A 19,381-nucleotide genomic window follows, 5' to 3' on the forward strand; every position below is an offset into this window, starting at 1 on the left:
CATCAAGCGTAAAGGTGCGCCGCACCACAGCGGGACGCCGCCTTCCCACGGCGCGGGCGTCCTGGCGGCCCTAGAATGCCGCGCGCAGGCCGAGGTTGACGCGGCGGCCAACGTCCTCGAGGGTCAGGAACTGGCTCTCGTTGAGCGCGTATTCATGGGTACGCGAGTTGGTCAGGTTGATCGCGTCCAGGTACAGCGCCACCTTGGGCGTGATGTTGTAGCGCAGGCTGGCGTCGGTCTGGCCATAGGCGGAGCGGTTGCGCGGCTGGGTGCTGCCGCCGCCGCAATCGACGGAAAAGCGGTTGCGCCAGTTGTAGCTCACGCGCGCCTGGAATTTGCTGTTTTCATAGAACAGCGACCCGTTGTACGACTGCGGCGACAAGCCTGGATAGCCGCAGTTCGGCGTGCCGCTGTCGGCCGCGCGGGTGGCGGTGGCGTCCACATAGGTGTAGTTGGCCGCCACGCCGAAGCCCCTGAGCCATGACACGGCCTGGTCGAACGCGTACTGGCCGGCGATTTCCACCCCCTTGATCCGGCCTTTCTGGCCGTTGCGCACGCGGGTGTCGTGCACCACCTCGCCCGGATATTGCGGCAGCGTGGTGTCGACCAGGCGCGTTTCCAGGAAGTCGCGCACCTTCTTCTGGAACAGCGCCGCGCTGACGTAACTGGTTTTTGACAGATACCATTCCCATGACAAGTCCAGGTTGTTGGACTTCATGGGCCGCAGATAGGGATTGCCGCCGCCGGTCTGCACGTCGCCATAGCGCCCGCCATAGGAGTTGTCGACGCCCATCTGGCTCAGGGTCGGCCGCGTCTCGGTCTTGGAGGCGGCCAGGCGCAGCATCATGTCCGGCGTCAAGTCGAATTTCAGATTGCCCGATGGCAGCACGCTGTTGTACTCGTTGCTGACGGTGTTGGTGCTCATCGGACCGTAGGCCAGGATGTAGGTGGTGTCGTTCGGGCTCTTGGTGGCGCTCAGCAGCACGCGGCTGGTACCCACCGAACTGGACTTCACATGCACCAGGCGCACGCCCGCATTGGCCGACCAGCGCTCGCCTTCCCATTTACTGTCGAGGAAGAGGCTGCCGACCTTCTCCTTCACGCCCGACATCGACGGCTTGGTGTAGTCGATCGCCATCGGCCCGTTCGGGTAGAGCGTGGTGTTCAGGTAGAGCGCCGGATCGTTGGAATAGGCCAGCGTGGCACGCTGGTTCAGGTAATCCATGTAGGCGTAGGGGTCGAAGCGCAGGTAAGCGCTGGGCACCTGGGCGCCGCCGCCGAGGAAGTTTTCCAGCGGCGTCACGGTAAACAGCGAGGCGGGCAAGGCCAGGTGGTAGCCGCTGTAGGTATTCCACGAATCGCTGCTCCATTCGGTGCGCCGCACTTCGCGCTGCGAATAGCCAAGGCCGGCATCCAGGCCCTTGAAGTAGCCCATCTCGTGGCGCCACGACAGCCCGAGCCGGCCTTCCGACAGCTTGTCCGTGCGCTGCACGTCGCGGTTGGACACGGCGTGGGCGCGCACCGCGCCCGGATCGGCGATGCCGTCGCCGAACACGATCGATGGCGTGCCGTTGAAACCCAGCACATCGCCATTGCGCGGCACCATGCCGGCCACCACCCACATGTCCGGCGAGCCGGAGCTGGTGCGCGAGGTGTTGATATCGCCCTCCAGTTTCCAGTCCGGCGCCGGCGTCCATTTCGCATTGAGGCCGAAGGCGCGCATGATCGACAGGCGGTCGCCGCCCTTGACAATCATGTCGTTGGAATTGGCCTCGCCCAGCAGCTTGCCGCTGCCGGCCAGCGCCGGGTTGTTGGCGTAGAAAATCGAGCCCGGGCGCAGCAGCCCGGTGATCTGGTTGCCGCTGATCTGCGCCCCCAGCACCTGAGGATTGATCCAGTCGCTGACGGCGATGATGTCGTTGCGCTGGTCCAGGTGGGAATACAGGGCGTCGGCGCTCAGCTTCCAGTCCGGGGACGGGTTGTATTGCAGGGCCAGGTTGCCCACCAGGCGCCGGCGCGATTCGTCTTCCTGCTGGAAGCCGTAGCTCTGCGGGATGTACAGCTTCCGGGTGCTGACGTCGGCCATGGTCAGGCCGCGCGAATCGAGGTTGCCGTTGATGACGGACACGTCGCGGTAATTCCAGGCGTCCGTGACCGCCTTGTTCTGCTTGGACGCGCGGTCGGTGTACGACAGCGAGGCGTTGACCCCGACCGTACGCTGCGCGTTGGCATAGGTGTACATGCCGCTGAGATTCGGCGTTTTCTTTTCCGAATTGCTGTCGTACGAGCCGGAGCCGTTCACCACCAGGCTGTGGCCGGTCTTGCCGGACAGCGGACGCGCGGTCTGGATGTCCACGGTCGAGCCGATCCCGCCCTCCGGCAGGAACGGTTGCGAGGTCTTGTACACCAGCGCCTTGGAAATCAGGTCGGACGACAGCAGGTCGAACGAGAATTCGCGGCCGCCGGTGTCGCTGGTCAGCGTGCGGCCGTTGACCAGCACGTTGTTGAATTCCGGCCCCAGGCCGCGCACCGAGATGTAACGGCCTTCACCGCCATCGCGCTGGATCTGCACGCCGGTGACGCGCTGCAGCGACTCGGCGATATTGGTGTCGGGGAACTTGCCGGCGTCTTCGGCCGACACCGCGTCGACCACGCCCTCCTGCAGGCGCTTGGTGTTCAGCGAGGAACTGAGCGACGCCCGTATGCCGCTGACCACCACGGTAGGTCCGGGGTCATGGGCGGGATCGCTGGTCTGGGCCCGGGCGCCTTGCGCGACGAGCATCTGGGCAATGAGGATGGCGAGAACGGTCTTGGGGGGAACAGGCATGATACAGTCTCCAGGTTGTAAGAACTTTTTTTGTGACAACGTTACCAACCGAGGAAATATTACGCCCGACAAAAGCAAGCCAAACTATTATTTATTTACAAAAAGCCATTCCAAAATGATATAAGTTCGCCGCCCTCGGAAGGCGGCTGGACGGCAGCAAGCCGCGCAGGGGCGCAGCGCCGGAGGCGGCAACCCCGCCGCGTCGGCGGGTCCCTGGTGTCAGAGGATGGTGGCCAGCGCGCACTGGCGATAGTGATTGGCCGCTTCCTCCGGCTGCTGCAGGGCTTCGTGCAGCTGGGCCAGCTTGAGGTGGCATTCTCGCACCATGGCCGGGTCGCCCGCGTCCGACAGCGCCTGTTCCAGGTAGCGCTGGGCCTTGCCCCACAGTTTCTGCTTCAGGCACAGCGCCCCCAGGGTCAGGGCCAGCTCGGCGTCGGTGGGACGCTGCTGCATCCAGTGCTCGCAGCGCTCGATCTGGGCCAGCAGCGCGGCCGAGCCGGGCGGCGCCGCCGCCTCGCGGTAGGCGCGCACCACACGGTCGTCCCAGTCGGCCGCCAGCGCTTCCTCGGCCACCAGGCGGGCTTCGTCGTGCAGGCCGCGCGCATTCAGGGCGCTGGCGGCGCGGCAGGCGATGTAGGGCTGGACCCGGTCCGCGGTGGGCACCGTGGACCATACCCGCAGCAGCGACTCGGCATCGTGCGCGCCGTCGCCCAGCAAGTCTTCATAGGCCAGCTGGCGCAGCCGCGCCGACAGGGCCGGATGCAGGGCGCGGTGCTTGTCCAGCATGCGCACCAGGCGCAGCACCTCGGGCCAGTTCTTGGCCTGCTGGTGCGCCTTGAGCGACCATTGCAGGGCGTGGATGTGGCGGGTGCCGCTGGCATTGAGCTCGTTCACGGCCTGCAGCGCCGCTTCCGGCTGGTGGTCGTCCACCAACAGCTCGGTAGTGGTCATCAGGCGCGCCGTCTTCATCGAGGCGTCGCCGGCGATGCGCGCCAGCCACTGGTCGCGCCGCGCGTGCTGGCGCATGCGGTGCGCAGCGCGGGCGCCGATCAGGGCAGCGATGCCGGCGTTCTCGGGCAGCTCGGCGGCGCGCAGGGCGGCTTTCTCGGCATGGCCGAAGCGGCCTTCGAACAGGGCCTTGAGCGCTTCGCGCAAGCCCTTGTTGCCTTCGCGCTCGCGCTTCTGCTGGCGGTAGGCCGCCACCTTGGCCGGCATGCTGACGGTGGCGCGGAAGGCCCGTATCACCACGTACAGGAAGGCGAACAGCGCCACTTCCAGCACCACGAAGAAGTTCAGCGACAAGTCGATGCGGTGCGGCGGATAGAACAGCACCACGTTGCCGGGGTTGAAGCGCGCCGTCACGGCGATGCCGATGGCGGCCGCCATCAGCGCTACGATCCAGAGGAATACACGCATGCTATGGCTTCGCCTTGTAGTTGCGCACCGCGTTCAGGCTGTCGGCCAGGGTCGGCATCTCGATCGACAGGTTGTTGCCCTGCACCTGGCGCAGCAGGGCCTGCACGGTCTGGGTCGAGCGGGCGCGGGTATCGAAGTACTTGCTCAATGCCTCCTGGGCCGCGATCAGGTCGCTGCGGAACGCCGTCTCGTTGCGCGACAGCAGCGCCATGCGCGCGTTCAGCAGGCGCAGCTTGAGGTTCTCGCGCAGGAAATAGGCTTCGCCCGGAGACAGCATCAGCGCGTCCGGCGTGTCCACCGTGCGCACCCGCACCAGCTGGCGCACATCGGTCCACATTTCGCTGCTCCAGCTGGTCCAGCCATCCTGCAGCGCCTGCACCCAGGGATGGGGCGGCGCGGGCGGCGGCGTTTCCTTGCCGCCCTTGACAGCCTTGGGCTTGAGCTTTTTCTCGGGCGGGGCAGGCAGGGTCGGCTTCTCGTCGGCCAGCATGGGCAAGGTGTCAACCTGGGCAATCACGTTGTCCAGGCGCAGCGCCAGCCCCACCGAATCGACGCTGGGCAGGGCCTTGAGCTTGTCGGTGTCGCGCGCGATGGCGCGGCGGATGGTGATGAATTGCGGCTTGTCCGAGCGCGACAGGCTGCGGTCGGCGTTCTGCAGGGCGATCAGCGCGCCCGGCACATTGCCGGCCAGCTGCAGCTGCTGGCTGGCGGTGGACAGCACCTGTTCGATCTCCGCCAGGGCCCATTCGTCGCGGTTCTTGGACAAGTCCTGGTACAGCTGTTCCAGCGCCAGCTGCTGGCTCTGGGCTTCCAGCTGCTTGCTCTCCAGCAGCGCCACCTTGGCCTGCAATTCCTTGTTGGCTTCCTGCACGGCGCGCGCCAGGGTGTTGGTCTCGGTATTGACCTGCTCGCCCTTCTGCAGGCGGCGCGCCAGCTCCTCGCGCAAGTTGCGCACCTGGGTGTGCGAGGACCAGGTCTGGGCCACCAGCGCCACCGCCAGCGCCAGCACCCCGCAGGCCAGCACTTGCGGCTGCATCAGGGTCTGGAACAGGGACGGTTCGGGCGGTGCCGGCGGTACGGTAGTCGTGTCGGCGCTGCTGCCGGCCGCCGTGGTGGAATCTGGTAAGGTAGGCAATTCGTTCATAGGGGTGATTGTAGCGCGGCCAGCAGGCGTTCGTCGCCTGAACCTGTCAGCGTCAGTCGGGTAAATCCCAGTGCGCGGGCCGTTTCGGCAATCCGGGCATGGGGAACGATCAAATGCTGTTGTTGCAATAGTACAACATAATCCATGGCGCCGGGGGCTGCGTCCTGCAAGCCATCGGCCAGCGTGCGCAAACCGCGCAGCGCTTCCGAGCTGGTGATGATCCAGTCGTTGGGCCGCACCAGCAGGCGGCGCAGGGTGGCGGCCAGCGCCGGCGTCAGTTCGGGCACGGCGCGCCGGTAGGCCGCCACCGTGGCCACCTCGGCGCCGGCCGCGCGCAGGCCGTCGGCCATCAGCTCGCGTCCGCTCTCGCCGCGCACGATCAGCACGCGGCGCCCGGCCAGGGCGGCCAGGTCCAGGGTTTGCAGCAAGTGTTCGGAATCGCTGCGGGCGCTGTCGGCCGGGCTGACGATGTCGGCGTTGAGGGCGCTGATGCCGTGCGCCGCCAGGGCGGCCCGGCTGCCCTCCCCCAGCACCGCCAGCCGCACGCCGGCCGGCCACTGCCGGATGTGGGCAAAGGCGGCATCGATGGCGTTGGGCGAAACGAAGGCCACCATGGCGTTGCGCTCCAGCGCGGCCAGCTCGGCCTGCAATGCGGACGGGTCCGGCAGCGCCGAAATCTCCAGCAAAGGCAGCACTTCGACCGGACGGCCCAGCGCCGCCACCCGCGCCGCCAGCGGCCCGGCCTGGGCCAGGGGACGGGTAATGACGACGGTGTCAGGCATCCGTGGCGGAGGGCGCATCGGCGGCCAGCGTGGCCGAGCGGGCGTCGGCCTCGGCCTGGGCCGCTTCGCTCAGGCAGGCCGACAGGATATCGACCGCGTCCTGGGCCCGCAGCAGCTCGGCCACCTGTTCGCCCAGCGCGGCGGCGTCCACCGCGGCGCCATGCACCTCGGCGCTGGCGACGCGCTTGCCGTCCGGGGTGGCGACCATGGCGCGCAAGTGCATGCGGCCATGGTCCACGGTGGCGTGCGCCGCCAGCGGCACCTGGCAGCTGCCGCCGAACACTTGCGACACCTTGCGCTCGGCCGTCACGGCCTGTGCCGTGGCTTCATGGTTCAATGGCGCCAGCAGCTTGTACAGGTCCAGCCCGTCGCTGCGCTCGGCGATCTCGATGGCCATGGCGCCCTGGCCGGCGGCCGGCAGGCTGCGTTCCGGGTCCAGCAGGGCGCGGATGCGCTGCTCCAGGCCGAGGCGCTTGAGGCCGGCGGCAGCCAGGATGATGGCGGCGTAGTCGCCCCGGTCCAGCTTGCCCAGGCGGGTATCGAGGTTGCCGCGCAGCGGCTTGATGACCAGCTGCGGATAGCGCGCCGCGATCAGGGCCTGGCGGCGCAGGCTGCTGGTGCCGACCACGGCGCCAGGCGGCAGGTCGTCCAGGCTGGCGTACTCGTTGGACACAAAAGCGTCGCGCGGGTCTTCGCGCTCCAGCACGGCGGCCAGGGCGAAGCCGGGCGGCAGCTCCATGGGCACGTCCTTGAGCGAGTGCACGGCCAAGTCGGCGCGGCCCTCGGCCATGGCGACTTCAAGTTCTTTCACAAACAGGCCCTTGCCGCCCACCTTGGACAGGGTGCGATCCAGAATTTGGTCGCCGCGTGTCGTCATTCCGACAATCTTGACATCGCACTGAGGATATAATGATGATAACCGTTCACGTACATGCTCGGCCTGCCACATGGCCAGGCGGCTTTCACGCGACGCGATCACCAATTCGGACGGGAGAGGTTGCACCAATTCGGACGTATTCAAAACCAGTTCTTTCGCTGTAGCTGACGCCGGACCGGCCCAGCCAGTCGTATGCGCACGTTTAGGGTTATCAATTCTAACATGCGCACTTCCTGCAATACCCTGGCCACAAGCCTGTGCATAGACTATCCACCCTCTTTTGCGGCTCATCACATGGCAAAACAACTTAGTGCAATAGAAGAACAACCCAGCGCAGCCAACGACCTCGGCGACAAGGACGCGCCCCTGAAAGAAGACATCCGCCTGCTTGGCCGCCTGCTGGGCGACGTGCTGCGAGAACAGGAAGGCGAGGAAGTGTTCGCTGTGGTGGAAACCATACGCCAGACCGCCGTGCGCTTCCGGCGCGAGGCCGACGCCGGCGCCGCCAAGGAACTGGACGGCATGCTCAAGATCCTGACCCGTGAGCAGACCATCTCGGTGGTGCGGGCCTTCTCGTATTTCTCGCACCTGGCCAATATTGCCGAGGACCAGCACCACATCCGCCGCCGCCGCGCCTACCTGCTGGCCGGCACCGCGGCGCAGCGCGGCAGCGTGAGCCACGCCCTGGCCCGCCTCAAGCAAGCCGGCGTGCCGCAGGAGACGGTGGAGAACTTCTTCGACCAGGCCCTGATCTCGCCGGTGCTGACGGCCCACCCGACCGAGGTGCAGCGCAAGTCCATCCTGGACGCCGAGCACGACATCGCCCGCCTGCTGGCCGAGCGCGATCTGCCGCTCACGCCCAAGGAAAAGGCCGCCAACCTGCACCTGCTGCGCTCGCGTGTGGCTACCTTGTGGCAAACCCGCATGCTGCGCTACACCAAGCTGACCGTGGCCGACGAAATTGAAAACGCCCTGTCCTACTACCGCATCACCTTCCTGCGCGAGCTGCCCGGCCTGTACGATGACATCGAAGGCGACATCGCGGCCCAGTACGGCGGCCAGGACGCGGCCGAAGCCGTGGCCAACGACGGCATCCCCGCCATCAGCGCGCCCTACCTGCAGATGGGCAGCTGGATAGGCGGCGACCGCGACGGCAACCCCAACGTGAACGGCGCCACCATGCGCCACGCCCTGCAGCGCCAGGCCACCACCATCCTCGATTTCTACCTGGACGAGGCCCACGCGCTGGGCGCCGAACTGTCGGTCTCGACCCTGATGGTGCCGTGCAGCGCCGCCCTGCAGGCGCTGGCCGACAAGTCGCCCGACACCTCCGCCCACCGCGCCGACGAACCCTACCGCCGCGCCCTGATCGGCATCTACGCGCGCCTGGCCAGCACCGCGCGCGCCCTGGGCGCCACCAACATCCTGCGCAAGGAAGTCGGCCACGCCGAATCCTATGCCAACGCCGAAGAATTCGCGGCCGAGCTGCAGGTGCTGGTGGAGTCGCTGGAAGCCCACCACGGCGGGGTGCTGGTCAAGCCGCGTTTGTCCACGCTGAAGCGCGCCGCCGACATCTTCGGCTTCCACCTGGCGTCGCTGGACATGCGCCAGAGTTCCGACATCCACGAACGCGTGCTGGCCGAGCTGCTGTCCAAAAGCGGCGTGCAGGACGATTATGCGGCCCTGGACGAGGATGGCAAGGTGCGCTTGCTGCTCAGCGAACTGTCGCAGCCGCGCCTGGTGTATTCGCCCTATGTCAATTATTCGGACGAGACCCGCTCCGAACTGGGCGTGCTGGCCGCCGCGCGCGAGGTGCGGACCCGCTATGGCGCGCGCGCCATCCGCAACTACATCATCTCGCACACCGAGACCGTGTCCGACCTGCTGGAAGTCATGCTGCTGCAGAAGGAAATGGGCCTGCTGCGCCTCGATGGCGAGGAACCCGAGCTGGACCTGATGGTGATTCCCCTGTTCGAAACCATCCCCGACCTGCAGCGCGCCGCCGGCATCATGGAAGCCGTGATGGCGGTGCCGCTGGTGCGGCGCCTGATCGCGCGCCAGGGCCAGATCCAGGAAGTCATGCTGGGCTATTCCGACTCCAACAAGGATGGCGGCTTCCTGACCTCCAACTGGGAGCTGTACAAGGCCGAAACCCAGCTGGTCAAGGTATTCGAGCGGGCCGGCGTCAAGCTGCGCCTGTTCCATGGCCGCGGCGGCACCGTGGGCCGCGGCGGCGGTCCCTCGTTCGACGCCATCCTGGCCCAGCCGCACGGCACCGTGAACGGCCAGATCCGCCTGACCGAGCAGGGCGAGATCATCGCCTCCAAGTTCTCCAACAAGGACATCGGCCGCCAGAACCTGGAACTGCTGGTGGCCGCCACCCTGGAAGCGAGCCTGATGCCGCCGTCGGACGAGGCCGGCCACCAGGAACAGCTGCGCGGCTTCGAGGCCGTGATGGCGGACATCTCGGACCGCGCCTACAAGGCTTACCGCAACCTGGTGTACGAGACCCCGGGCTTCACCGACTACTTCTTCGCCGCCACGCCGATTGCCGAAATCGCCGAGCTCAATCTCGGTTCGCGCCCGGCCTCGCGCAAGTCGACCAAGCGCATCGAGGACTTGCGCGCCATTCCCTGGGGCTTCTCCTGGGGCCAGTGCCGCCTCCTGCTGCCGGGCTGGTACGGCTTCGGCAGCGCCATCGGTTCCTGGATCGCGGCCGGCGAGCGCGAGGAACGGGTGGCCCAGCTGCAAGCCATGTACCGCCAATGGCCGCTGTTTGCCACCCTGCTGTCCAACATGGACATGGTGCTGGCCAAGACCGACCTGGCGATCGCCTCGCGCTACGCCCAGCTGGTGCAGGACGTGGAACTGCGCGAGCGCATCTTCAAGCGCATCACGGACGAGCATGCGAACACGCTGGAGATCCTGCATACCATCACCGGCAACACGGAACGCCTGGTCGGCAACCCGCTGCTGGCGCGCTCCATCCAGAACCGCATCGCCTACCTGGATCCGCTGAACCACTTGCAGGTCGAGCTGATCAAGCGCCACCGGGCCCAGGGCGGCGCCCCGCTGCACAGCGACAACCGGGTCCATCGCGGCATCCACCTGTCGATCAACGGGGTGGCGGCCGGGCTGCGCAACACCGGCTGATACGGGTCCCGCTGCCGCCCCACTCCATGAGGCCCGTACGCGGGCCTCATTTCTTGGGTGGGCGCCGGGCCGGTTCCGGCGACAAAAAGTTATTGCATTTGAAAGACAAAGCGGAACTCATGCTCTACACTATGAAACACCGTCTTGTTCCTGACAAATGCATAGTGCCTCCCAGCCAGCCATGCCCGAACTGCGCAGTGTGCTCGAGCGCCTGCACGGCGCGCTGCGCGACTGTCCGCAAGCGCAGTTGCCTGCCCTGCTTGCCATGGTGCCACTGCCTGTCTTCATCAAGGATGCCGGCTCGCGCATCCTGCTGATGAACCCGGCCTGCGAACAGCAATGGGGCGTGACCCAGTCCCAGGTGCGCGGCACGCGCGGCGATCCCTACTTCCAGCCCGGACAGCAGCAAGCCTTCCTGGCCAACGACCGCGCGGCCTTCATCACCGGCCGCCAGCTGGTGGTGGAGGAAACGCTGTGGTGCCCGCGCCATGGCGCCCACCGCACCGTGCTGAGCTTCAAGCATCCGGCCTACGACGAAGCAGGACGGCCGCAGCTGTTGCTGTGCATGTCGATCGACATCACTGAAAGCAAGGCCAACGAGCTGGCCCTGCAGCGCACCCTGGACCAGCTGCGCAGCCTGTCCGGCCAGCAGCTGGACGCCGAGGAATCGCAACGGCGGCGCCTGGCGCTGGATTTGCATGACGAGCTGGCCCAGAACCTGGCGGCCATCAAGCTGGACGTCGCCATGCTGCACAGCCGCACCGGGCCACAGCATCCGCGGCTGCACCAGCGCGCCGGCCGGGTGCTCGACACCCTGGACGCCAGCCTGCGCACCGTGCGCGAGGTCATCAACGCGCTCCATCCCAGCACCCTGGAGCTGGGGCTGGAAGCGGCGCTGGACTGGCTGCTCAAGGAGACCGCGCGCAGCCACGGCCTGGACTGCGGCCTGGCGCTGGCGGGCGATGCGCCGCTGCCGCAGCTCGATGCACAGCGCACGGCCGGCATCTTCCGCATGGTGCAGGCGGCGCTGGGGGCAATTTGCGACCACGCCGGCGCCAGCCGCGTGCAGGTGACGCTGCGGCCCAGCGCCGGCGCGCTGGGATTGACCGTGCAGGACGATGGCGACGGCCTGCCCGGGCCGGAAGCCGCCGTGCGCGCCGCCCTGCAGCTGCGCGAGCGGGTCGCTGCCTGGGGCGGCGAGATGCTGCTGACGCGCCGCGCCGGCCAGGGCAGCACGCTGCTGATCCACCTGCCGCTGGCGCCCGACGGCGCTGCCTGAAACGGCAGGGTTTGGTATGCTTGCGCCATGATAGTGTTATTCGCATTTCCTGCCCGCCGCGCATGCCTGCCCTCGTGACCACCGCGCGGCGCGCCATCCTGCTGGGTGCGGTCCGCTGCGGCCTGGCCGCTACGGCAATGACCATCCCGGCCGCCCTGGCAGCGCCAGCCACTCTGGCCGCCTCCGCCGCCCCGCCCATCCCGGCCAGACCGGCTACTCCGGCTCCCCCTGCCGGCAAGGCCACACCCGCCGCTCCCACTCCCAGCCTGGCCCAGGTCTACCACCACCAGGCCTGGGGCCCGGCCCAGGGCGCGCCGGCCCAGATCCAGACCATCGTGCAAAGCCCGGACGGCTACCTGTGGCTGGCCTGCGACTATGGCGTGTACCGCTTCGACGGCGTCAATTTCGACCGTGCCGACACCATAGGCGGTCAGCCGCTGCGCTCGCAGCACGCTGTGTCGCTGCTGGCCGAAGCCGACGGCGGCCTGTGGGTGGGCTACCGCTCCGGCGGCGTCAGCCACTACCAGGCCGGCAAGGCCAGCCACTACGGCCATGAACGCGGCTTTCCGGACGCTGTCGCGCTGCAGTTGCTGCGCGGCCCGGATGGCAGGCTGTGGGCCACCACCCACAGGGCCATCGGCAGCCTGGAACATGGGCGCTGGCAGATGGTGGGCGCCGAGCAAGGCCTGGGTCCCGAAACCGGCGAGACGCGCCGCATGCTGTTCGCACGCGACGGCACCCAATGGGTGGTGACCACGGCTGGCGCCTATTACCGCGCGCCCGGCGCGGCGCGCTTCACCCAGGCCTGGCCGCGCGGCGTGGAACTGACCTCCGTGCTGGAGCTCGCCGACGGCAGCATCCTGGCCGGCGGCCTGGAACACGTCTACCGCCTCTCGCGCCAGCCGGTTCCGGCCACGCCGCTGATGAGCGCCATGGGGGTATGGAGCGACCGTGCCGGCGCCCTGTGGCTGTCGCACCGCACCAGCCTGGAATGGCTGCCGCCCGGCGCCGTTTCCGGCGCGGCACGCCAGCTGGGGACGGCGCAAGGGCTGAGCGGACGCGAGCCGTCCGCCTTCCTGGAGGACCGCGACGGCAATATCTGGATCGCCACCAACAACGGCCTGGACCGTTTGCGGCGCTGGCGCAGTCCCACGGTGCCGGCCGCCATGCGCATCGTGTCCTCGGCCATGGCGGCCGGACGCGACGGCACGGTCTGGATCAGCGAAGACCGGGTCGGCGCCAGCCGGTTCGACCACCAGGGCCGCTTGTGGCAGCAGGTGCCGTACTCCTTCGCCACCGGGGTGACGGCGGCCGACGGATCGGTCACGCTGGGCAGCCGGGCCGGCATCTGGATCGAGGGTGCGGACGGAGGCACCCTGGTTCCGGCCTGGCCCGAGGCCCTGCGGCGCGACGCCGACGTCAGCTCCTTCGGCCGTGACGACAGCGGCGTGTGGTGGGCCAACTACCGGGGCCTGGCCCTGATGCGGCTGGTGGACGGACGGTGGCGCCAGGCCGACGGCGTCCTGCCCGGCCTGCCGCCCATGCGTCCGCGCACCATCGCCGCCGATCCGCAGGGCCATCTGTGGCTGGGTTACGCGGACAACCTGGTGGCGCGCCACGCCCATGGCAAGAGCACCGTGTTCGGCGCCGCCCAGGGCCTACGGCTGGGCGACACCACGGCCCTGTATGCGCGCCGGGGCCGGCTGTGGGCCGGCGGCGCGGGCGGCCTGGCGCGCTTCGATGGACAGCGCTTCCACATGCTGGCCACGGCCGATGGCCGCGTACTGCGCAGCATCAGCGGCATCGTCGAAACCGCCAGCGGCGAACTGTGGCTGCGCGGCCAGGATGGCCTGTTCCGGATTCCGGCCGCCGACGTGGCCGCCTTCGTGCGCGACGGCAGGCCGGTGCGCTACGAACTGTTCGACGGCGGCGACGGCATCGGCGCGCCGATCTCGCCGGTCGGCCCCTACCCGTCCCTGGTCGAGGCCAGCAACGGCCGCCTGTGGATCGCCAGCAACGATGGCGCCAGTACCCTGGACCCGGGCGCCATTCCACGCAACCCGCGTGCGCCGGCAGTGGAAATCCGCAGCGTTGCCAGCGACGGCAAGAGCTATGCGCCCAGCAGCGGCCTGCGCCTGCCGGAGGGCAGCAGCAGCCTGCAGATCGGCTTCAGCGCCCTCAACCTGACCCGCCCCGAGCGCACCACTTTCCGCTACCGCCTGCAGGGCGTGGACAGCGGCTGGCAGCAGACCACCAGCAGGCGCGAAGCGTTCTACACCAACCTGGCGCCGGGCAGTTACCGCTTCCAGGTCAGCGCCGCCAATGAGGATGGGGTGTGGAACGAGCCGGGCGCCACCCTGGAGCTGACCATCCCGCCCACCTTTATGCAAAGCTGGGCCTTCAAGGCGCTGTGCGGACTGGCCGCGCTGGCGCTGGCGGCGCTGGCCTGGCGCTGGCGCCTGCGCCACCTGACCGCCCTGCTGGAGGCGCGCCATGTGGAGCGCCTCAATGAACGCCAGCGCATCGCGCGCGCCCTGCACGACACCTTCCTGCAAGAGGCGCAAGGCACGCTGCTGATGATGAACCTGGCCATGGAGCAGGTGCCGTCCGGCCAGCCGGCGCGCCGTGCGATCGAGCGCGCCATCGACCACATGGAGGAAGCCCTGGCCGAGGGCCGCGACGAGGTCATGGGCCTGCGCTCGGCGATCGGCAGCGACATCAGCTTGGGCGCCGCCCTGGAACGCTTCGGCCGACGCATGGCCAACAACCTGCCAACCCGCTTCAGCCTGCGCACCGAGGGGCAGCCTTATCCGCTGCGGCCGCTGGTGGCCGATGAAGTGTTCGCCATCGCGCGCGAGGCCATCGTCAACGCCTTCCGCCACGCCGGGGCCAGCGTTATAGAGGTCGAACTGCGCTATGACGCGGCCGAATTCCTGGTGCGCGTCAGCGACGACGGGCGCGGCCTGCCGGCGCAGCCGGGATCGGACGCGGCGCCGTCCGGGCACTACGGCCTGGTCGGCATGCGCGAGCGCGCCGCGCGCATCGAGGCCAGGCTGGCCCTGCACGCGGGCGACACGGGCGGCACCGTGGTGCGCATCAGCCTGGCTGCTGAACGGGCTCGCGCGGCATGAGTCCGGCGCGCCTCTCCCATTCAGTCGAATCGCGGCTTTTGCCGATTGATGTTTTAATCATGCCGTGGCGCGGCCTGGATAGGCCAGCCCGCGCCCATTATCCGCCCTGTATCCGCCCCCTTAATCGACCCTAATCCGCCACCATGAGGAGCAACAAATGAAACTGCAAGACAAGGTATGCATCGTCACCGGCGCCGCCAGCGGCATCGGCAAGGAAATCGCCCTGACCTACGCGCGCGAAGGCGGCAAGGTCGCCATCGCCGACCTCAACCTGGATGCAGCCCAGGCCACGGCCGACGAGATCAAGGCCGCCGGCGGCACAGCCATGGCAGTGGCCATGAACGTGGTTGACGAGGAGCAGGTGAACGCCGGCGTGGCCGCCGTGGTGCAGGCCTGGGGCGGGGTCGATGTCCTGGTCAGCAACGCCGGTATCCAGATCATCAGCCCGGTCGAGGAGCTGGCCTACGCCGACTGGAAGAAAATGCTGGCCATCCACCTCGATGGCGCCTTCCTCACCACCAAAGCCTGTTTGCCGCACATGTACAAGTCCGGCAAGGGTGGCAGCGTGATCTACATGGGTTCGGTGCACTCCAAGGAAGCCTCGGTGCTCAAGGCGCCCTATGTGACGGCCAAGCACGGCCTGATCGGGCTGGCCAAGACCGTGTCCAAGGAGGGCGGTCCGCACAAGGTGCGGGCCAACGTGATCTGCCCCGGCTTCGTGCGCACCCCGCTGGTGGAAAAACAGATCCCCGAGCAGGCCAAGACCCTGGGCCTGTCGGAAGAGGATGTTGTCAAGAAAGTGATGCTGAAGGATACCGTGGACGGCGAGTTCACCACGGTGCAGGACGTGGCCGAAGTGGCCCTGCTGTTCGCCAGCTTCCCGTCCAACGCCCTGACCGGCCAGTCCATGGTGGTCAGCCACGGCTGGTTCATGCAGTAAGACTACAGCCGCGCGCGGCGTGCGCCTACAGCGCGCCGCGCGCCCCAGCCCTACCATGAAGCTCCCAAGCTTATACAGGAGAGCACCATGGCACAGCAAGGCAATCACGGCGGTTCGGAACCATCGATAGGGGGCCAGGGCACGGTGGATGGCATCGCCGGCAGCCGCAGCGGCACCGAGGGCGCGTCCAGTGGCGCCGGCATAGACCAGGACCAGCGCCAGGGCGGGGCCGGTGGCTCGTCCCGCCAGTCCCAGCAGGACCAGGCTGCCTCGCGCCAGGGCGGCCCGGCAGGACCGGCCCAGCCCGGCGAACCCGGCCACGACATCGCCGACCTCGGCCACCGCGACCGCAAATAAAGAAGGGAGGCCTCGGCCTCCCTCTTTACTTCCCTTAGTTCTGCGTCAGGAAAGTTTTCAGCTTGTCCGAACGGGACGGCTGGCGCAGCTTGCTCATGGCCTTGGCCTCGATCTGGCGGATACGCTCGCGGGTCACGTCGAACTGCTTGCCCACTTCTTCCAGCGTGTGGTCGTTCGACATTTCCACGCCGTAGCGCATGCGCAGCACCTTGGCTTCGCGCGGGGTCAGCGAGTCCAGCACTTCCTTGATCACATTGCGCATGGACGCGTGCAGCGCGGCGTCCAGCGGCGCCAGCGTGGTGTTGTCCTCGATGAAGTCGCCCAGCTGGGAATCGCCATCCTCGCCCATCGGGGTTTCCATGGAAATCGGCTCCTTGGCGATCTTCATGATTTCGCGGACTTTGTTTTCCGGCATTTCCATCTTGACGGCCAGGGTCGCCAGGTCCGGCTCGCTGCCGGTTTCCTGCATGATCTGGCGCGAGATGCGGTTCATCTTGTTGATGGTCTCTATCATGTGCACCGGCACACGGATGGTGCGCGCCATGTCCGCGATCGAGCGGGTGATGGCCTGGCGTATCCACCAGGTGGCGTAGGTCGAGAACTTGTAGCCGCGGCGGTATTCGAATTTGTCCACCGCCTTCAGCAGGCCGATATTGCCTTCCTGGATCAGGTCCAGGAATTGCAGGCCGCGGTTGATGTATTTCTTGGCGATGGAAATCACCAGGCGCAGGTTGGCCACCGTCATTTCACGCTTGGCCTGGCGCGCGCGCTTCTCGCCGGCGGCCATCTGCTTGTTGATCTTGCGCAGGTCGGCCAGCGGCAGCGCCACCCGCTCCTGCAGGTCGATCATCTTGTTCTGCAGCTCTTTCACGGCCGGCACGTTACGGCCCAGCACGGCGCTGTACGGGTAGCCCGAGGCCACTTCGCCATCGACCCAGTCCAGGTTGGTTTCATTACCGGGGAACACCTTGATGAAGTGGGCGCGCGGCATGCCACAGCGGTTCACGCACAGTTCCAGCACGGCGCGCTCGATGCTGCGCACCTGCTCCATCTGGCCGCGCAGGGTGTCGCACAGCTTTTCCACCACCTTGGCGGTGAAGCGTATGCCCAGCAGTTCGGCCGAGATGGCTTCCTGGGCCGCCACATAGGATTTCGAGCCGTAGCCGCCGCTGGCGCTGCACATCTTGTCGTACTGGGCCGCGATCAGCTCGAACTTTTCCATGGCGGTGGCCTTCATCTGGGCCAGCTGCTCGGCCGAGTAGCCGGCCGCGCCGCCGCTGGCGCCGCCTTCCTCTTCCTCGACTTCTTCCTCTTCTTCCTCGTCCTCATCGTCGTCGCTGGCGGCGGCGACAGCCGGGGCGCCCGCTTCGTTCAGGTCGACGAAGCCGTCCACCACGTCGTCCACCTTGAGTTCGTCGGCGGCGATCTTTTCCGACAGGGCGATGATCTCGGCGATGGTGGTCGGGCAGGCCGAGATGGCCTGTATCATGTCCTTCAAGCCTTCCTCGATGCGCTTGGCGATCTCGATCTCGCCTTCGCGGGTCAGCAACGCCACGGCGCCCATTTCACGCATGTACATGCGCACCGGATCGGTGGTGCGGCCGAAGTCGGAATCCACGGTGGACAGGGCGGTGGCGGCGGCGGCCTCCACCTCGTCGTCGCTGGTGACGGCGGCCACGTTGTCGGTCAGCAGCAGCGATTCGGCATCCGGGGCGCGCTCGTAGATGGCGATGCCCATGTCGTTGAAGGTGGCGATGATGCCTTCGATGGCTTCCGGATCGATGATGTTTTCCGGCAGCTGGTCATTGATCTCGGCATAGGTCAGGTAGCCGCGCTCCTTGCCCATGTTGATCAGGTTCTTGATCTGCTGGCGCCGGCGCTCCATTTCCTCGGCCGTGGCGCGCGGATCGTTGCTCATCAGGTCCATGCCCTTGGCCTTGCGCTCGCGCGCCTTGGACACGGCCTTCAGTTCGGCGCGCTCGACCGCGTTCAGGGCCGCCACCTCGTCGTTCTCGGGCGTGAATTCGGTGGGCTTGCGGCCGCGGCGGCCCGGCACCTTGACGCTGGGCAGCAGGTAGCCGGAGGTGTCGATGGTGGCCAGGGTGGCGGCGTCGGTCACCTGGCTGACGGCGGCGCCGGCGGTGACGATCACCACCGGCGCCGGCTCGGCCTTGGCCTTGACGGCGCGCGAGCGGGTAGGCGCGGCGGGCTTGGCGCCGCCCGGGGCGGCCAGCGACACGGCGGCCGAAGCGGCGCCGGTCTTGCGCGCCACTTTCACCGTGGGCGCCTTGGCGGGCGCCTGGTCGGCCACCTCGGCCACCTCGGCGGCTGGCAGCGCAGCCACATCCACGGCGGGCGCCGCCAGTTCAGTATCCTTGGCCTCGGCCACGGCGGCCAGGCGCGACGTTTTTTTCTTGACTACCGTAACTTTGCCCGCTGCCTCTTGCGCATTGTCGATGACATACGATAGAGTGGTCTTAGGCACCACCAATGACGCGGAGCTGGTGCGGGGGGCCTTGACGGACAACGTTAAAGTTTTCGGCGTTTTTGTCATTAAATATCCTCTGAGCGTGACCTGGGTCGCGGGCGGCATGGGTACAAATGCCAACGCCACATCGCGCGCAATGCTGCGCATGACGTGGGGCAATGTTGTAAATATGCTGACGAATTCCTGCAGAATAAAAAAAGCCCGCAACGTAACGGGCTTGCACTTTATTGTTCAGTGAAGATGAAGGAGATGGCTGTTACGCCCGGCTGTTACGCCAAAGAGGCAGGGCCTGACGCCCTGAAGCTATCTTATACCGCTATCCTGTACCAAACTGAAACCGCACCACCCTGCATTTGGTGCGTCGATGATTATACATCGTTTACGGCGCGCGCGCATCTGTGCCGCATTTTCCCATTCCGTGTACAAACCGCCATGATGGCCTAAAAGACACTGCATCCGGGCGGTCCGCATGATATGCTGGCGCTTCCCGTTTTCACCCATGAAGTCAATGAACACTAGCCTCACCCCAGAGCCCGTGGCCACCGAGACCGGCGCCGCCGCCCCCGCCGCACCCGCCACCCCGGCACTGACCCCGCGCAGCCTGCTCAAGCAGCTGCAGTCCGAATTTCCGGCTTTCCGCGATTTCCTGCCGCTGGCCATCGGCATCGACAAGCAGATCCTGGCCCGCATGCCGGAGCTGGACCGCAAAACCATGCGCACCGCGCTCGGCATCCACACCGGTTCGCTGCGCTACCTGAAAGCCATGGAAAAAGCCAAGGTGCGCTACGACCTGGACGGCACCGCCGGCGCCGAAGTCACCGACACCCACCGCGCCCACGCCAAGGAAGTGTTGCAGGAACGCTTCAAGAAGGAAGCCGAGCGCAAGAAAGCCGAGCGCGAAGCGGCGGCCGCCGAGGAAGCGGCCCGCGTGCGCGCCGAAAAACTGAGCCTGCTGACCGCCAAATACGCGCGCAACAAGGGTTGAGC

13 protein-coding genes are annotated in these 19,381 nt (G+C 67.3%); 7 read left to right on the plus strand and 6 right to left on the minus strand.

Features of this window, described 5'->3' with window-relative positions:
* Window positions 1-70: 70 nt before the first annotated feature.
* From ACLB1G_RS19025 to hemC, 5 genes are all read right to left on the minus strand, one after another.
* Entirely contained in the window at window positions 71-2,827 is a 2,757-nt protein-coding gene (locus tag ACLB1G_RS19025) for a TonB-dependent receptor (RefSeq protein ID WP_491628807.1), read from the minus strand.
* Between the two features lie 219 nt (window positions 2,828-3,046).
* Window positions 3,047-4,243 carry a heme biosynthesis protein HemY gene (locus ACLB1G_RS19030; protein ID WP_491628808.1) on the minus strand — a complete coding sequence of 399 codons (1,197 nt, stop codon included), beginning with the start codon at window positions 4,241-4,243 and terminating at the stop codon, window positions 3,047-3,049.
* Between the two features lies 1 nt (window position 4,244).
* On the minus strand, window positions 4,245-5,387 hold the full coding sequence (locus ACLB1G_RS19035; RefSeq protein ID WP_491628809.1) for a uroporphyrinogen-III C-methyltransferase: 1,143 nt from the start codon (window positions 5,385-5,387) through the stop codon (window positions 4,245-4,247).
* On the minus strand, window positions 5,384-6,169 hold the full coding sequence (locus ACLB1G_RS19040; RefSeq protein WP_491628810.1) for a uroporphyrinogen-III synthase: 786 nt from the start codon (window positions 6,167-6,169) through the stop codon (window positions 5,384-5,386). The genes ACLB1G_RS19035 and ACLB1G_RS19040 overlap by 4 nt, the downstream gene beginning before the upstream one ends.
* Entirely contained in the window at window positions 6,162-7,175 is a 1,014-nt protein-coding gene (gene hemC / locus ACLB1G_RS19045) for a hydroxymethylbilane synthase (RefSeq protein WP_491628811.1), read from the minus strand. The genes ACLB1G_RS19040 and hemC overlap by 8 nt, the downstream gene beginning before the upstream one ends.
* Window positions 7,176-7,340: 165 nt before the next feature.
* Here hemC and ppc point away from each other — a divergent pair, with 165 nt between their 5' ends.
* The 5 genes from ppc to ACLB1G_RS19070 all read left to right on the plus strand — a co-directional run bounded on the left by ppc (window position 7,341) and on the right by ACLB1G_RS19070 (window position 15,906).
* Window positions 7,341-10,199 carry a phosphoenolpyruvate carboxylase gene (ppc, locus tag ACLB1G_RS19050; RefSeq protein ID WP_491628812.1) on the plus strand — a complete coding sequence of 953 codons (2,859 nt, stop codon included), beginning with the start codon at window positions 7,341-7,343 and terminating at the stop codon, window positions 10,197-10,199.
* Window positions 10,200-10,356: 157 nt separating this feature from the next.
* On the plus strand, window positions 10,357-11,478 hold the full coding sequence (locus ACLB1G_RS19055) for a PAS domain-containing sensor histidine kinase (protein ID WP_491628813.1): 1,122 nt from the start codon (window positions 10,357-10,359) through the stop codon (window positions 11,476-11,478).
* A gap of 62 nt (window positions 11,479-11,540) precedes the next feature.
* A complete protein-coding gene (locus ACLB1G_RS19060) occupies window positions 11,541-14,609 on the plus strand; it encodes a sensor histidine kinase (RefSeq protein WP_491628814.1) in 3,069 nt (1,022 codons plus the stop codon).
* A gap of 157 nt (window positions 14,610-14,766) precedes the next feature.
* Entirely contained in the window at window positions 14,767-15,549 is a 783-nt protein-coding gene (locus ACLB1G_RS19065) for a 3-hydroxybutyrate dehydrogenase (RefSeq protein WP_491628815.1), read from the plus strand.
* Between the two features lie 87 nt (window positions 15,550-15,636).
* A complete protein-coding gene (locus ACLB1G_RS19070; protein WP_491628816.1) occupies window positions 15,637-15,906 on the plus strand; it encodes a hypothetical protein in 270 nt (89 codons plus the stop codon).
* 34 nt (window positions 15,907-15,940) lie between these two features.
* Here the strand turns inward: ACLB1G_RS19070 and rpoD are convergent, their stop codons facing one another.
* Window positions 15,941-18,460, minus strand: coding sequence for an RNA polymerase sigma factor RpoD (gene rpoD, locus ACLB1G_RS19075; RefSeq protein ID WP_491628817.1), 2,520 nt, complete (start codon window positions 18,458-18,460; stop codon window positions 15,941-15,943).
* Here rpoD and ACLB1G_RS19080 point away from each other — a divergent pair.
* Window positions 18,423-18,632, plus strand: coding sequence for a hypothetical protein (locus ACLB1G_RS19080; RefSeq protein WP_491628925.1), 210 nt, complete (start codon window positions 18,423-18,425; stop codon window positions 18,630-18,632). The genes rpoD and ACLB1G_RS19080 overlap by 38 nt on opposite strands.
* A gap of 261 nt (window positions 18,633-18,893) precedes the next feature.
* Window positions 18,894-19,379 carry a ProQ/FINO family protein gene (locus tag ACLB1G_RS19085; RefSeq protein WP_491628818.1) on the plus strand — a complete coding sequence of 162 codons (486 nt, stop codon included), beginning with the start codon at window positions 18,894-18,896 and terminating at the stop codon, window positions 19,377-19,379.
* Window positions 19,380-19,381 lie beyond the last annotated feature (2 nt).

This window comes from Duganella kummerowiae (assembly GCF_053572355.1).

Bases quoted from the DNA above. Each gene is read 5' to 3' on its own strand.
- ACLB1G_RS19025 (WP_491628807.1), bottom strand. From the start codon at position 2,827: ATGCCTGTTCCCCCCAAGACCGTTCTCGCCATCCTCATTGCCCAGATG.
- ACLB1G_RS19030 (WP_491628808.1), bottom strand. From the start codon at position 4,243: ATGCGTGTATTCCTCTGGATCGTAGCGCTGATGGCGGCCGCCATCGGC.
- ACLB1G_RS19035 (WP_491628809.1), bottom strand. From the start codon at position 5,387: ATGAACGAATTGCCTACCTTACCAGATTCCACCACGGCGGCCGGCAGC.
- ACLB1G_RS19040 (WP_491628810.1), bottom strand. From the start codon at position 6,169: ATGCCTGACACCGTCGTCATTACCCGTCCCCTGGCCCAGGCCGGGCCG.
- ppc (WP_491628812.1), top strand. From the start codon at position 7,341: ATGGCAAAACAACTTAGTGCAATAGAAGAACAACCCAGCGCAGCCAAC.
- ACLB1G_RS19055 (WP_491628813.1), top strand. From the start codon at position 10,357: ATGCATAGTGCCTCCCAGCCAGCCATGCCCGAACTGCGCAGTGTGCTC.
- ACLB1G_RS19060 (WP_491628814.1), top strand. From the start codon at position 11,541: ATGCCTGCCCTCGTGACCACCGCGCGGCGCGCCATCCTGCTGGGTGCG.
- ACLB1G_RS19065 (WP_491628815.1), top strand. From the start codon at position 14,767: ATGAAACTGCAAGACAAGGTATGCATCGTCACCGGCGCCGCCAGCGGC.
- ACLB1G_RS19070 (WP_491628816.1), top strand. From the start codon at position 15,637: ATGGCACAGCAAGGCAATCACGGCGGTTCGGAACCATCGATAGGGGGC.
- rpoD (WP_491628817.1), bottom strand. From the start codon at position 18,460: ATGACAAAAACGCCGAAAACTTTAACGTTGTCCGTCAAGGCCCCCCGC.
- ACLB1G_RS19085 (WP_491628818.1), top strand. From the start codon at position 18,894: ATGAAGTCAATGAACACTAGCCTCACCCCAGAGCCCGTGGCCACCGAG.